This is a genomic window from Streptomyces sp. NPDC025793 (genome assembly GCF_055558375.1).
Window position 1 is genome coordinate 1 of sequence record NZ_JBVHMR010000015.1, and the last position, 12,332, is coordinate 12,332.

General features: G+C 72.3%; 13 protein-coding genes and 1 pseudogene. 7 read left to right on the plus strand and 7 right to left on the minus strand.

The features are described from left to right. Positions 1-161 precede the first annotated feature (161 nt). From ACZ4MF_RS26345 to ACZ4MF_RS26355, 3 genes and pseudogenes are all read left to right on the plus strand, one after another. Positions 162-698, plus strand: a pseudogene (locus ACZ4MF_RS26345) (IS5 family transposase); the annotation flags it as partial. Positions 699-817: 119 nt separating this feature from the next. Continuing rightward, a complete protein-coding gene (locus ACZ4MF_RS26350; protein ID WP_467494395.1) occupies positions 818-2,047 on the plus strand; it encodes a cysteine desulfurase in 1,230 nt (409 codons plus the stop codon). Between the two features lie 57 nt (positions 2,048-2,104). Continuing rightward, positions 2,105-2,560 (plus strand): DUF6314 family protein, encoded by a 456-nt coding sequence (locus tag ACZ4MF_RS26355; protein ID WP_362819228.1) that lies wholly within the window; start codon positions 2,105-2,107, stop codon positions 2,558-2,560. Here ACZ4MF_RS26355 and ACZ4MF_RS26360 read toward each other — a convergent pair. From ACZ4MF_RS26360 to ACZ4MF_RS26370, 3 genes are all read right to left on the minus strand, one after another. Next, a complete protein-coding gene (locus ACZ4MF_RS26360) occupies positions 2,542-3,135 on the minus strand; it encodes a histidine phosphatase family protein (protein WP_467494396.1) in 594 nt (197 codons plus the stop codon). The two genes, ACZ4MF_RS26355 and ACZ4MF_RS26360, sit on opposite strands and share 19 nt — an antisense overlap. Before the next feature lie 88 nt (positions 3,136-3,223). Beyond that, complete coding sequence (locus ACZ4MF_RS26365) at positions 3,224-3,661, minus strand: GNAT family N-acetyltransferase (RefSeq protein WP_467494397.1); 438 nt, start codon at positions 3,659-3,661, stop codon at positions 3,224-3,226. A gap of 103 nt (positions 3,662-3,764) precedes the next feature. Then, entirely contained in the window at positions 3,765-5,219 is a 1,455-nt protein-coding gene (locus tag ACZ4MF_RS26370; protein WP_467494398.1) for an aminotransferase-like domain-containing protein, read from the minus strand. On the opposite strand from ACZ4MF_RS26370, the gene ACZ4MF_RS26375 reads away from it, so the two are divergent. Together ACZ4MF_RS26375 and ACZ4MF_RS26380 are read left to right on the plus strand one after the other, a co-directional pair. Further along, on the plus strand, positions 5,218-6,129 hold the full coding sequence (locus ACZ4MF_RS26375; protein WP_467494399.1) for a DMT family transporter: 912 nt from the start codon (positions 5,218-5,220) through the stop codon (positions 6,127-6,129). The two genes, ACZ4MF_RS26370 and ACZ4MF_RS26375, sit on opposite strands and share 2 nt — an antisense overlap. An 18-nt stretch (positions 6,130-6,147) precedes the next feature. Continuing rightward, positions 6,148-6,345, plus strand: a complete 198-nt coding sequence (locus ACZ4MF_RS26380) for a DUF1918 domain-containing protein (RefSeq protein WP_467494400.1) — start codon at positions 6,148-6,150, stop codon at positions 6,343-6,345. On the opposite strand, the gene ACZ4MF_RS26385 is transcribed toward ACZ4MF_RS26380, so the two are convergent. Continuing rightward, entirely contained in the window at positions 6,317-7,588 is a 1,272-nt protein-coding gene (locus ACZ4MF_RS26385; RefSeq protein WP_467494401.1) for a glycoside hydrolase family 10-like protein, read from the minus strand. The genes ACZ4MF_RS26380 and ACZ4MF_RS26385 overlap by 29 nt on opposite strands. 169 nt (positions 7,589-7,757) lie before the next feature. On the opposite strand from ACZ4MF_RS26385, the gene ACZ4MF_RS26390 reads away from it, so the two are divergent. Both ACZ4MF_RS26390 and ACZ4MF_RS26395 read left to right on the plus strand, forming a co-directional pair. Then, positions 7,758-8,633, plus strand: a complete 876-nt coding sequence (locus tag ACZ4MF_RS26390; protein ID WP_356022163.1) for a 3-hydroxybutyryl-CoA dehydrogenase — start codon at positions 7,758-7,760, stop codon at positions 8,631-8,633. Positions 8,634-8,826: 193 nt separating this feature from the next. Continuing rightward, the gene (locus tag ACZ4MF_RS26395; protein ID WP_356022165.1) at positions 8,827-9,084 is read left to right on the plus strand and encodes a hypothetical protein; all 258 of its coding nucleotides are present in this window, start codon (positions 8,827-8,829) and stop codon (positions 9,082-9,084) included. Here ACZ4MF_RS26395 and ACZ4MF_RS26400 read toward each other — a convergent pair. The 3 genes from ACZ4MF_RS26400 to ACZ4MF_RS26410 form a co-directional block, all read right to left on the minus strand. Continuing rightward, positions 9,081-9,617: an NUDIX hydrolase gene (locus ACZ4MF_RS26400; protein ID WP_079173747.1), complete on the minus strand. Its 537-nt coding sequence runs from the start codon at positions 9,615-9,617 to the stop codon at positions 9,081-9,083. The two genes, ACZ4MF_RS26395 and ACZ4MF_RS26400, sit on opposite strands and share 4 nt — an antisense overlap. Positions 9,618-9,693: 76 nt before the next feature. Beyond that, positions 9,694-11,034 carry a transcriptional regulator gene (locus tag ACZ4MF_RS26405; RefSeq protein WP_467494402.1) on the minus strand — a complete coding sequence of 447 codons (1,341 nt, stop codon included), beginning with the start codon at positions 11,032-11,034 and terminating at the stop codon, positions 9,694-9,696. 101 nt (positions 11,035-11,135) lie between these two features. Then, positions 11,136-12,218, minus strand: a complete 1,083-nt coding sequence (locus tag ACZ4MF_RS26410) for a PP2C family protein-serine/threonine phosphatase (protein ID WP_467494403.1) — start codon at positions 12,216-12,218, stop codon at positions 11,136-11,138. Positions 12,219-12,332: the final 114 nt, after the last annotated feature.

The following is a 12,332-nucleotide window of genomic DNA, read 5'->3' on the forward strand; positions in this document are numbered from 1 at the left end:
GACTCCACCGTGGCCCGGGCCCACCACCACGCCGCCGGGATGGCCGTCGATGCGGAGTTGCTCGAAACCCTGGAGAAAGCGGTCGCGGAGGAAAAAGGGCTTCGCCAAAGGGACAGAACGCCCCGGTAGCCGAGCCGGACGAACAGGCGGATGCCGCCCGCGAGGAGCGACGACGCCTGCGCCGACGCCGCAAGGCCCGGCTCCGCGCAGCGGAACTGGGGCGCTCGCGCGGTGGGTTGACCAGCAAGGTGCACCTGTCGGCGGACCGCCGCTGCCGCCCGCTGTCCTTCGTGCTCACCCCCGGCCAGGCCGCCGACAGCCCTCGCTTCACCGCCGTCCTGGAGCGCGTCAAGGTCCGGGGCCCGGTCGGCCGGCCCCGTACCCGTCCTGCCGCAGTGGCCGCGGACAAAGCGTATTCCTCCCGCGCCAACCGCGCCTACCTGCGCAGACGCAGCATCCGGGCCGTGATCCCGGAGAAGACTGACCAGGCGGCCAACCGGAAGAAGAAGGGACGCCGGGGCGGGCGCCCCCTCGCCCATGACACCGATCTCTACCGCGAACGCAACACAGTGGAACGCTGCATCAACAAGATCAAGGAGTGGCGTGGGCTCGCCACTCGCTACGACAAGACCCCTGTCAGCTACCTCGCCGGACTCCACTTACGCGGGGCGGTCATCTGGCTCCGCAGCCTCACATGAAGATCTCAACTCGGCACACTCCCTAGTCGGCCCTCATGGAAATCCTTGTGATTCTCCATGAGAGGGGATTAGCGTGCCTCACGGAGAATCGAATCAGAAACCGTGAGAGGTGAATCGTCTTGGCCTTCGACGTGGACGCGCTGCGCAAGGACTTCCCGATCCTGGAGCGGACCCTGGACGGCGGTGTCCCGCTCGTCTACCTGGACTCCGGGGCCACCACCCAGAAGCCCCTCCACGTCCTCGACGCCGAGCGGGACTTCTCCCTGACCCGCAACGCGGCCGTGCACCGCGGCGCGCACCAGCTGGCGGGCGAGGCGACGGAGGCCTACGAGCAGGCCCGGGCGACGGTCGCGCGGTTCGTCGGGGCCGCCGCCGACGAGGTGGTCTTCACCCGGAACACCACCGAGGGCATCAACCTCGTCGCGTACGCGCTGGGCAACGCCGGCCGGCTCGGCCCGGGCGACCGGATCGTGGTGACCGAGATGGAGCACCACGCGAACCTGGTCCCCTGGCAGCAGCTCGCCGCGCGGACCGGGGCGCGGCTCGACTGGTTCGGGCTGACCGACGAGGGCCGGCTCGATCTGTCCCGGGCCGACGAGCTGCTCGACGAGCACACCAAGGTGCTCGCCCTCACCCACCAGTCCAACGTCCTCGGCACGCTCAACCCGGTGCGCGAACTGGCCGACCGCGCCCACGCGTTCGGCACCCTGGTGGTCGTCGACGGCGCCCAGTCGGTGCCGCACCGCCCGGTCGACGTCACGGAACTGGGCGCGGACTTCCTCGCCTTCTCCGGACACAAGATGCTCGGCCCGAGCGGGGTCGGCGTGCTGTGGGGCCGGGCGGAGCTGCTCGCGGACCTGCCGCCGTTCCTCACCGGGGGCTCGATGATCGAGGTCGTGGAGATGGACCGCAGCACCTTCCTGCCGCCGCCCCAGCGCTTCGAGGCGGGCGTGCCGATGACCGCCCAGGCGGTGGGCCTCGCGGCGGCGGTGGAGTACCTGGAGCGCCTCGGCATGGCGGAGGTGGCGGCGCACGAGGAGGCGCTCACCGCCCGCGCGCTGGCCCTGCTCACCGAGATCCCGGGCGTGCGGATCGTCGGCCCCGCCGAGGTCACCGACCGGGGCTCGGCCGTCTCCTTCACGGTCGACGGCATCCACCCGCACGACGTCGGCCAGGTGCTGGACGACCGGGGCGTGGCCGTCCGCGTCGGCCACCACTGCGCCCGCCCGATCGTGCGGCGCTACGGCATCCCGGCGACGACGCGGGCGAGTTTCTACGTCTACAACACCCCGGCCGAGGTGGACGCGCTGGCGGAGGGCGTCCGGGCAGCTCAGAAGTACTTCGGGTGATCGGGAGCGGGGCCCGCCCGCAGGGGAACGGCTGACGGTGAGCCGTAAGCTCGACGCATGGATGTGCAGCAGCGGTACTGGCCGGTCGCCGATGTGCTGGCCCATCTGGCCGGGCGCTGGCGCGTCGAGCGGACGGTGCGGGATCTGGCGAGCGGGGACGAGGGGAACTTCTCCGGGGTGACCGTCTTCAGCGCACTGGACGGCGGTGGCGGGCTGCTGCACGCGGAGTCCGGTGACTTCACCTGGCAGGGCACGACCCGGCCCGCGACCCGGACGCTGCGCTTCCTGCCGGGGGCCCGGCCGGGCACGGCGGACGTGCGCTTCGCCGACGGGCGGCCCTTCCACGAACTGGACCTCACGACCGGGCGGTTCATCGCCGGCCACCCGTGCGCGGCCGACCTCTACCGGGGCGAGTTCACCGTGCGGGACGCCGACCACTGGCGCACGGTGTGGCGGGTCGGCGGGCCCGCGAAGGATCTGGTGCTCACCACCGACTACGCGCGCGAGGGCTGAGCGGCGACGCCGTCGAAGCGGAGGTTCCAGCGGCCCGCGCGGCCGGTGACGGTGGTCGTGGACAGCGGGCGCACATCGATGTTCCAGTAGCTCGCGGGCGGCGCCTTCAGGGCGTAGACCAGGGCCGCGCGGACGACACCGGGTTCGGCGACGGCGACGATCCGGCCGCCCTCCGCGGCCGGCCGGGTGTCGAGCCAGCCCCCGACGCGGGAGACGAAGGCCAGCAGGGACTCCCCGCCGTGCGGGGTGGCACGCGGATCGGCGAGCCAGGCGTCCACCGCCGCCGGCTCGCGGGCCATCGCCTCGCCCAGGGTCAGCCCGCGCCAGCGGCCCATGTCGCAGTCCCGCAGCGCCGGCTGGACCAGCGGCGTGTACCCGAGCGCGTCGCCCGTGGCCCGGCTGCGCGGGGTCGGCGAGCAGTAGCGCAGCTCGGCGCCGGCCAGCGGCAGCAGTTCCCCGGCGGCGCGCTGCACCTCGTCCCAGCCGGACCGGTCCAGCGGCCGGTCGTCGTCGAACCGCTCCGCGAGCAGCGGGGCACTGCGCGCGGCGGCGACGAACGTCACCCTCAGTGGCATGCGGTGATGGTGGGCCGCGAAGGAGGGCAGGTCAAGGGGTGTTACCTGCGGGTTGCGGCGGATATATGGACGCTCACCCGAAAGTTCTTCACGTGAAGAGATGGACCATCCACTGCTCGGGCCGCTCCAGAGGCTGGAAGCCGACCTTCTCGTACACCCCGTGCGCGTCGTCCGTGGCGAGCAGGATGCGGCGCAGCCCGAACGGCTCCAGGTGGTCCCGGATGCGGCCGACGAAGGCCGTGCCGACGCCCTTGCCGCGCACCGACGGGTCGACGTACACATCGGCGAGCCAGGCGAACGACGCCTGGTCGGTGACCACGCGCGCGTACGCCACCTGCTCTCCCGAGGCCCGCGCGTACACCCCGAAGTTCAGCGAGGACGCCATCGCCCGCTCATGCTTCTCGCGCGGCCGGCCGATCGCCCAGTAGGCGTCGGTCGACAGCCAGCCGTGGACGCGGTCGACGTCGACGCGGGCGGTGTCGGCGGAGAACTCATAACCCTCGGGGAGTTCGGGAGTGTCGCTCATCGGCCGATCATCGCAGACGTGTCCGTGGCACCTGGCATGCTCTTTTCATGAACGCGGTGGACCACTTCCACCGGTTCATGGACGGCACCGGGCCGGAGTTCACCTACGGTCTGGTGACCCTGGCCTGGAGCACCTCGTCACACGCCGCTCGCAGCCGCCGTACGCCCTCTGTGATCTCTCCGGTGCCGGCGACCGCCGCGAAGCTCAAGCGGAGGTGGGCGGCCGGGGGTTCGGCACTGAAGTAGGGGCGGCCGGGGGTGAGGGCGACGCCCGCGCGCAGGGCGGCCGCGGTGAGGGCGGACTCGTCGGTGCCGTCGGGCAGGCGCAGCCAGAGGTGGTAGCCGCCGGACGGGATGTGCGGCAGGGCGAGTTCGGGCAGCCGCAGGGCCAGCGCGGCGGTCATCGCGTCGCGGCGCTCCTTCAACTCGGTGGAGATCGACCGCAGATGGCGGGGCCAGGCCGGGGAGCCGACCAGTTCCAGGGCCGCCTCCTGGAGCGGCCGCGGCACGAAGAAGCTGTCCACGACCTGGATGGCGCGCAGCCGCTCCAGCACGGGTCCGCGCGCTGCCAGGGCGCTGACCCGGAAGCTGGGCGAGGTCGCCTTGGTCAGCGAGCCGACGTGCACGACGACACCGTCCGGGTCGTCGGCGGCCAGCGGGCGGGGCAGGGGGCCCGCGTCGGCGTGCACGAGGCGCCGGACGAAGTCGTCCTCGACGACGAACGCGCCCGCCTCACGGGCTATGCGCAGCACCTCGGCGCGGCGCTCGGGGGCGAGCACGGCGCCGGTCGGGTTCTGGAACAGGGGCTGGCAGACGAACACCCGGGCGCCGCTGGCCCCGAAGGCGTCCGCGAGCAGTTCGGGCCGTACGCCGTCGGGGTCGACCGGCACCGGGACCGGGCGCAGTCCGGCCGCGCGGGCGAGGGCCAGCATGCCGGGGTAGGTCGGTGACTCCACGAGGACGGGGGCGCCGGGCGGGGCGAGCGCGCGCAGGGCGGTGGCCAGCGCGGACTGGCCGCCTGCCGCGATCAGCACCTCGGCCGCGGTGACCGCCCCGCCGATGCCGCGCGCGAACCACTCCCGCAGCTCGGGCAGCCCCTCCAGCGGCGGCCGCCCCCAGGCACCCGGCCGGCGCCCGGCCCGGGCCAGGGCAGCCGCCATGGCGCGCTCCGGCTGGAGGGAGGGGTGCAGATAGCCGCCGTTGAACTCCAGCACGCCGGGCGGCGGGGCGGCCAGCGAGACCGTGACCCCGGAGGCGTCCACCGTGCGCGGTACGAGGTCGGCGGTGCCGTCGGCACTGAGCGCGACCTCCTGCCAGGAGGTGTCCCCGGCCGGGGTCTCGGCCGCGCGCGGCCGGGCGCGAAAGGCGCCGGCGCCGGGCCGGGTGACCACCAGCCCCTCGGCGGCGAGCTGGGCGAGGGCCCGCGAGACGGTCACCGGGCTCACCCGGAAGCGCTCGATCAGGTCCCGGCTGGACGGGAGCTTTCCGCCCGGAGAGTAGCGGTCGAGGTCCCTTCGGAGCTCTTCTGCCAGCTCACTCACGCTGCTACGCTGGTTCATGAAGACACAGAGTAGCGCTACTGCCCCGACCTCGATAGCGGTGACCGCCCCGCAGGAGCGGGGTGGCGTCGGCACCGCCCTGGCCTTCCTCGGCGTCGCCTCCTTCTCCCTCACCTTCCCGGCCACCGCCTGGGGTCTGGAGGGGTTCGGCCCCTGGTCGCTGGTGGCCGCGCGCTGCGTCCTCGCGGCGATCGTCGCGGGCGGCTGTCTCCTGGCTCTGCGCGTGCCCCTGCCGGAGCGGCGGCATCTGCCCGGCCTCGCCGTCGTCGCGGCCGGTGTCGTACTGGGCTTCCCGATGCTGACCACGCTCGCCCTGCGGACCTCCACCACCGCGCACGCCGCCGTCGTGGTGGGGCTGCTGCCGCTGACCACGGCCGTGTTCTCGGCGCTGCGCACGGGCAGCCGCCCCTCGCACCGCTTCTGGCTCGCCGCGCTCGCGGGCGCCGCGGCCGTGGTCGCCTTCACCCTCGCCCAGAGCGGCGGCGCGCTCACGGTCGCCGACGGCTATCTCTTCGGGGCCCTGCTGGTGTGCGCGGCGGGATACACCGAGGGCGGGCGGCTGGCCCGGGTGATGCCGGGCTGGCAGGTCATCGGGTGGGCGCTGGTGCTGTGCGCGCCGCTGACCGTCCCGGCCGCCGCGGTGGCGCTGGCGTACGAGCCCGCGCACCTCACCTGGCACGGGATCGCCGGTCTGCTGTGGGTGGCGCTGGGCTCGCAGTTCCTCGGCCTGGTCGTCTGGTACCGGGGCATGGCGGTCATCGGCGTCCCGCGGGCCAGCCAGTTGCAGTTGGCCCAGCCGCTGCTCACACTGGTGTGGTCGGCGCTGCTGCTGGGCGAGCACTTCACGGCCGCCGCTCCCCTGACCGCTGTCGCCGTGCTCGTGTGCATCGCCGTCACCCAGCGGTCGTGAGCGTGAGGAGGGCCCGACATGCGTGCTTCCAAGGGCGACAAGCTGGTCCAGCACGGCAGAGTGGTCGGCCAGCACGACCAGGAGTCCGAAGTCGTCGAAGTGATGGGCGAGAAGGGCGAACCGCCCTATCGCGTCCGGTTCCCGGACGGACACGAGGCGATCATGTCGCCGGGACCGGACTGCCAGGTCAAGCACAAGAACGCGCGCCAGCAGTGACGCACCGCGGTGGTGTCGCCGATCGCCCGTAGTGATCGGCGACCACGCGCGCCATCGCGCCGATCGGGTCGTCCGCCACGTCCTTGGCGGCGAAGAACACATGCCCGCACACCTGCGGGTGGCGCGCGGCGAGCGTGAGATGCCGGGACAGCTCGGCGGGATCCTGCCAGGCCGGGGGCTGCCCGGCGGCGCCGGCCTTGTAGAGGGCCTCGCCGATGTGGAGCCGGGTCCCGGAGCCCTCGGCGACGGACGCCCACCAGTCGACCAGCTTCGCGTAGTCGGCGGCGGCGAAGCCGATGTTCCAGTAGATCTGCGGGACGACGTAGTCGATCCAGTGCTCGCGCACCCATCTGCGGGTGTCCGCGTACAGGTCGTCGTACGTCTGCGTCCCCGCCTGGGTGTCCGAGCCGCGGGGATCGGTCGAGGCGTTGCGCCACACCCCGAAGGGGCTGATGCCGAAGCGGGTGCCGGGCCGGAGCCGTCTGATGCCGACGGCCGTCTCCCGCACCAGCCGGTTGATGTTGTCCCGCCGCCACTCGGCCCGGCTGCCGAAGCCGCCGCCGTAGCGGTCGAAGGCCGCGTCGTCGTCGAAGGGCTGCCCGGCGACCGGATACGGGTAGAAGTAGTCGTCGAAGTGGACGGCGTCGACCGGGTATTTCGCGACCGCGTCGAGCATCGCCCGCCGGACGAAGGCGCGGACCTCGGGCAGACCGGGGTTGTAGTAGAGCTTGCCGCCGTAGGCCACCACCCAGTCGGGGTGTCTGCGGGCCGGGTGCGAGGGGGCGAGCCGGTCGAGGTCGGTGTCGAGCGCGATCCGGTACGGGTTGCACCAGGCGTGCAGCTCCAGACCCCGGGCGTGGGCCTCGCGCACCGCCGTGCCCAGCGGGTCCCAGCCGGGATCCCGCCCCTGGGTGCCGGTGAGATACGCGGACCAGGGCTCGTACGGCGACGGCCACAGGGCGTCGGCGGTGGGCCGTACCTGGAACATCACGGTGTTGAGCCGGTCCCGGGCCGCCTCGTCGAGATACGCGATCAGCTCCCCGCGCTGGTCGGCGGCCGGCAGACCGGGCCGCGAGGGCCAGTCCCGGTTGTCGACGGTGGCGAGCCACACACCGCGCATCTCGGCGGCGCCCCGCGGCCGGCGCCCGGCCCCCTCGGCGCGTGGCAGGGCCACCGCGCCGGGCGCCGTGGCCAGGATCGACAGCGCCGCCAGGGCGAAGGCCCGGCGTGACACGTGCCCCATCCGCACACCCCCATACGCTCCGGATCCGTACCGTCACGGACCGTCCCGCGCTCCAGGATGCTCCTACCCGCGCGATCGATCATCGATACTTGGCGGTAACGTGCACGATCGGAGCAGGCACCGAAACCCGGGGGTCCTGCGAGTGCCGTAGATCAGCGAAGGGGTCGATGTGACGGGCATCCCAGCGGGAGACATCGCACGCGTCGGAGTCGTGGGCTGCGGCCAGATGGGCGCGGGCATCGCCGAGGTGTGCGCCCGCGCCGGACTGGACGTGAAGGTCGCCGAGACGACGGGCGAGGCCCTGGAGATCGGCCGCACCCGGCTGTACAACTCCCTGGCCAAGGCGGCCGAGCGCGGCAAGATCAGCGAGCAGGAGCGGGACGACACCCAGGCGCGCCTGAGCTTCACCACGGACCTCGGCGAGTTCGCCGACCGCGACCTGGTGATCGAGGCCGTGGTGGAGAGCGAGCAGGTGAAGACGGAGATCTTCCAGGTGCTCGACCAGGTGGTGACCCGCCCGGACGCGATCCTGGCCTCCAACACCTCCTCGATTCCGCTGGTGAAGCTGGCGGTCGCCACCTCCCGCCCGGACCACGTGGTCGGCATCCACTTCTTCAACCCGGCCCCGGTGCAGAAGCTGGTCGAGCTGATCCCGGCGCTGACCACCTCGGAGGGCACGCTCAGCCGCGCCCAGCTCTTCGCCGAGAAGGTGCTCGGCAAGCACGCCATCCGGGCCCAGGACCGCTCCGGCTTCGTGGTCAACGCACTGCTCGTGCCCTATCTGCTGTCCGCGATCCGGATGTTCGAGTCGGGCATCGCGAGCCGCGAGGACATCGACAACGGCATGGAGATGGGCTGCGCCCACCCGATGGGTCCGCTGCGACTGTCCGACCTGATCGGCCTGGACACCATCGTCTCGATCGCGAACAGCATGTACGCCGAGTACAAGGAGCCCCTGTACGCCGCTCCCCCGCTGCTGCAGCGCATGGTCGAGGCGGGTCGGCTGGGCCGCAAGACCGGCTCGGGCTTCTACACCTACGGCTGATTACTGCCTGCGACGCGCGTGGGCCCGGCACCGGGATGGGTGCCGGGCCCACGCGTTTCACACTCCGTGTGCGCACCGGGCACGCATATGCCCCTCGCGCACTCTCCCCTCACGCTCACCAGGCGAGTTCACTCTTCATGCGCATGCAATGGGATGCGGAACGGCATCTTCGACTACGCAAAGGAGTGGACCCGTGGCCACCGATCAAGAGCATCCCGTGGTCCAAGGAGAACTCGCAGAGTTACGTCGCCGCCTTGACGTGGCCTACGCACAGGTCGAGGGAGGACTGAACCTGCTCAGCCATCGCACGAAGGAGACGGCCAAGGAACTGGACGACCTGAACACCCGGCTCGCCTCACTGGAACACGCCCGCTGGCCCCTGCCCTCGCTCGCCGCGCTCACCGCGCTGGGCGCCCTCGTCGTCACCGTCTGGCAGGCGCTGGCCCGCTAACCGTCGGCGAGCCTGAGGTGGTGCAGCAGCAGTAACGCGGCCGCCATGTTGGCGGCCGGGACCTCCCCACGGGCGATCAGATCGGGGACGAGTTTGAGCGGCACCCACTCGCGCCGGTCGGACTCGAAGTCGTCCACGGGATGTCCGACGTACTCGCCCCGGTCGGACCAGTAGATGTGGTGCCGGGCGTCGGAGAGGCCGTTGGACGGCTCCACCGTCATGAGGTGGTGCAGGGGTCCCGGCCGCCAGCCGGTCTCCTCCTCCAGTTCTCTTGCGGCCGCTATGGCGATGTCCTCGCCGTCCTCGACGACACCCGCGGGCAGTTCCCAGCCCCAGCTGTCGGTGATGAAGCGGTGGCGCCACAGCAGCAGCACCTCGCCCGCCTCGTTGACGACCGTGGCCACGGCCACGGGCCGCAGCCGGATCAGGAAGTGGTCGAGATGCCGGCCGTCCGGCAGCTCGACGTCAGCGAGATTGACGCTGAACCAGCGATTCGCATACACAGTTTGTTCGTTCTGTTTCGTCCACTGCACGGTTCTGCCACCTTTCGATGAGTAAGTGGCAATATCGCAGCAGGGACGAGGTACCCACAGAGGGCGCGTGGAGGGCCTACAGCGGTACGCGCAGTGCCCCGTCGATGAGTTCGGCGGCCTCGGCGGTGCCGGCCGAGCCGCATCTCACCAGGTGCTCGCGTACCGCGCGCAGTCTGTCGCGCAGGCGCTGGGACTCCATTCCGCGCGCCTGCTCGGCCATCTGCACGGCGGTGGCGACCGCCTTGTCGGCCTGGCCCTGGCGCAGTTCGATCGTGCAGAGCATGGCGAGCCGGTGCACCCTTCCCCGGTCATGGGCGGGATTGTCGACGGCCGCCACCGCGTGCTCGCGCGCGGCGGCGAGTTCACCGAGACTGAGGAGCGCCTCGGCCACCTGCACGTTGACCAGCCCCGGCTGTACATAGCCGGTCTCGTCGGGCTCGTACCCGCGCCGGATCCGGTCGGCGGCCGTCTCCGCGCGCCGGATGCACGCCAGGGCGCTGCCGGCGTCGCCGAGATGGGCGTACGCCTTGGCCTGCATCGCGTACAGGTCGGAGGCGAGCGCCGGGGTGATGTGCCGGCCGGCGGCCCGCAGCGCCGACTCCGCGAAGGCGACGGCCTGCCGGTACTCCCGCATGAACAGCGACTGGTTGACCAGCAGGGCTATCACATACGCCCCAAGTCCCCTGTCCCCGCTGGCCTTTGCGAGCCTGAGCGCCTGATGGAAGTACCGCTGGGCGAGACCGTGCGCGTCGGAGTCGTACGCGCAGATCCCGGTGACGGCCACCAGACCGCCCGTGGCCCGGTGCAGTTGGCGGCCCGTGGCGTCGGTGTAGCTGCCGCGCAGCAGCGGCGCCGCCTCGGCGTTGAGGAAGCCGACGATCCGGGTGCGGGTCGCGATGCCGCCCGCCTTGCGGTACATCTGCTCGTAGTGGCTCCGCGCGGCCCGCAGCATCTCGATGTCGGCCGTGGTCACCCGGTGCCGGCCACCCCGGGAGACGTCGACGTCCTCGGGCGGGTTCTCCCACTCCCACACCGGCATGACCGCCGGGGTCCCGGTGACGGCGGGGGCGCCCAGTACATGGGGCCGCTGCTGTTCGTCGGAGCGCCACAGGGCGGTCGCCCGCTCCACGAAGCCGGACAGCGACCCGGCGTGCGGGGTGCTCGGCTCGCCCGGCACCCCGAGGCCGATGTCGTCGAGGGTCACCGGCCGCTGGAGCCGCCCGGCCAGCACCTCGCAGATCAGGTCGGGCACCTGTCCGCGCGGCCGCTGCCCCTTCAACCAGCGCGCCACGGCGGTGTGTTCGTACCGGAGCACGAGGCCGCGTCTGCGGCCCGCCTGGTTGACGTGGGCGGCGAGCCCGGCGTGTGAGATCCCCGCCTCGTCCAGGATCGCGTCGAGCAGACTGTTGGGCTGCATGAATGCCCCCCGAGTGGCCTGGTGCCCTTCAGCGTAGTGTGTTCGGTTTCACACGGGGTGTGAACGGAACGCATGCATCCGCGCTGTACACGCGCTGTCGCTCAGCGTGGTCTGCCGGTTGACTGGGGTCCCGGCCAAGCCACCGGCTCCCCCTCGAAAAGCGGCGGCTTGGCCGGGTCGGCCGCCCCCGGGCGGGCAAGCGTGCCCCGCCTGCGGTCGTTCCGCAGGACCAGCAGGGCGATGTCGTCCGTCGGCCGCCCCGCCGTGTGGTGCAGGAGAGCCGTGAAGACCGAACGCAGCACCGACTGAGGGGACACCGGGTGATCGTGTACGGCCTCCCGCAGCACGGTCGGCAGCGGGAAGAACCGCCCACGGGCGTCCCGCGCCTCCTCCGCGCCGTCCGTGAAGAGGACGAGGGAGTCATCCGGGAACAGGCGACCGCAGGAGTGCGATTCCAGTTCCGCCGGCAGCGGGAACAGGCCCAGCGGAGGCAGCGGGTCGACGCGCGTCAACTGGTCGACGTTCGTGCCGCTGACCCGATACGGCCAGGGATGGCCGCAGTTCAGGGCGCGCACGTCGCCGTCCCGGCCGATCTCCAGCAGCAGGAGGGTGACGAACTCCTCCGCCGCTTCCTCCGCGACCGGGTGTCCGGCGCGGGCCCGCTCGCGCAGATGGCGGGCGAGGGCGCGGTCCAACCGGCGCAGTACACGGCCGAGTTCGGGCTCGTCGTGGGCCGCCTCGCGGAAGCTGCCGAGGACGGCGGCGACGGTGGCGAGGGCGGCCAGTCCGTGGCCTCGTACGTCGCCCATCACCACCCGCACCCCGTGCTCGGTGGCGACCGCCTCGTACAGATCCCCGCCGACACAGGCGCCCCGGTCGGCGGACAACTGGGCGGCGGCGACGTTCAGCCCGTCGAGGCGCGGGGGCGGCGGACGCAGTACGACACTCTGCGCCGCCCGCGCGACCCGGCGGGCCTGCCGCAGCTCCCGCAGCAGGGTGCGCCGGACATGGACGATGAGCCCGGTGCCGACGGCGAGGAAGACGGCGCTGGTGACGATGCGCGCACCGAGCCCGTCCTGCTGCGCGAGCGGGCAGCCGAACCGGTAGCCGACGGCCACACCGCCCCAGACCATGGGCAGTACGGCTCCCCGCGCGGTGGGTGCACGTGCCTTCATACGGATCATGCCTCTGGATCCCCCATTAGTCCCTGACAAAGCAGACGGACCGACCCCGAAAGGCCGGTCCGATTCTGTCGAGGGCATGGTCCGGAAGGACCAGATCGCCGGCGATTCCCACCC

What these genes read in the sequence shown, in the direction of transcription:
- ACZ4MF_RS26355 (WP_362819228.1), top strand. Translation starts at nt 2,105, where the DNA reads ATGGATGTGCAGCAGCGGTACTGGCCGGTCGCCGATGTGCTGGCCCAT.
- ACZ4MF_RS26385 (WP_467494401.1), bottom strand. Translation starts at nt 7,588, where the DNA reads ATGGGGCACGTGTCACGCCGGGCCTTCGCCCTGGCGGCGCTGTCGATC.
- ACZ4MF_RS26410 (WP_467494403.1), bottom strand. Translation starts at nt 12,218, where the DNA reads ATGATCCGTATGAAGGCACGTGCACCCACCGCGCGGGGAGCCGTACTG.
- ACZ4MF_RS26370 (WP_467494398.1), bottom strand. Translation starts at nt 5,219, where the DNA reads ATGAACCAGCGTAGCAGCGTGAGTGAGCTGGCAGAAGAGCTCCGAAGG.
- ACZ4MF_RS26365 (WP_467494397.1), bottom strand. Translation starts at nt 3,661, where the DNA reads ATGAGCGACACTCCCGAACTCCCCGAGGGTTATGAGTTCTCCGCCGAC.
- ACZ4MF_RS26375 (WP_467494399.1), top strand. Translation starts at nt 5,218, where the DNA reads ATGAAGACACAGAGTAGCGCTACTGCCCCGACCTCGATAGCGGTGACC.
- ACZ4MF_RS26360 (WP_467494396.1), bottom strand. Translation starts at nt 3,135, where the DNA reads ATGCCACTGAGGGTGACGTTCGTCGCCGCCGCGCGCAGTGCCCCGCTG.
- ACZ4MF_RS26380 (WP_467494400.1), top strand. Translation starts at nt 6,148, where the DNA reads ATGCGTGCTTCCAAGGGCGACAAGCTGGTCCAGCACGGCAGAGTGGTC.
- ACZ4MF_RS26405 (WP_467494402.1), bottom strand. Translation starts at nt 11,034, where the DNA reads ATGCAGCCCAACAGTCTGCTCGACGCGATCCTGGACGAGGCGGGGATC.